Raw genomic sequence first — 729 nt, forward strand, 5'->3', positions numbered from 1 at the left:
CGCCCGCGCCGGGCAGCGGGAAGATCAACCTGGACAAGGGCCGGGTCAGCCTCCAGAAGAACCAGACGGTGTCGCTGGTCAAGGGCGGCGCCCCGCTGCTCAGCCGGGTGAAGATGGGCCTCGGCTGGGAGCCGGCGTACCGGGGCAAGGACATCGACCTCGACGCGTCCGTGATCGCCTTCGGACCGACCCGTAAACACCTCGACAGCTGCTACTTCGGCAAGCTCTCGATCCTGAACGGGGCGATCAAGCACTCCGGCGACAACCTCACGGGCGAGGGCGGCGGTGACGACGAGGTGATCGTCGTCGACCTCGGCGCGATCCCCGCCGAGGTGAGCGGCCTGGTCTTCACGGTCAACTCGTTCTCCGGGCAGAAGTTCACCGAGGTCGCCAAGGCGTACTGCCGGCTGGTCGACGCGGCGACCGGCGAGGAGCTGGTCCGCTTCGACCTGACCACCGCCGAGCCGCAGACCGGCGTGATGATGGCGAAGCTGATCCGTCAGTTCACCGGCGAGTGGGAGATGACCGCCCTCGGGGAGTTCGAGAAGTCCAGGACCGTACGGGGGATGGTGAAGCCCGCTGGGAAGATCCTCTGACCGGAGGATCCTCCCGCCGCGGAGGATCCCCCGATGCCGGGTGGGCAGAGCGAAGCCCCCCGGGGCCCCCCGGGGCGGGTAGTGCCCCGGCGCGCCGGGGGCCGGGGGGGGCGGCGCAGTGTTGGTTCGGAGA

Annotated in this window: 1 protein-coding gene; it reads left to right on the top strand. The window is 70.0% G+C overall.

Features of this window, described 5'->3' with window-relative positions; all coding sequences use genetic code 11:
- Positions 1 to 596: TerD family protein (locus ACFXPK_RS25860; RefSeq protein ID WP_385079059.1), on the top strand; the 596-nt coding region annotated here is incomplete at its 5' end.
- Positions 597 to 729 lie beyond the last annotated feature (133 nt).

Origin of the sequence: Streptomyces sp. NPDC059142, assembly GCF_042755665.1 — a bacterium.
Lineage (GTDB): Bacteria > Actinomycetota > Actinomycetes > Streptomycetales > Streptomycetaceae > Streptomyces.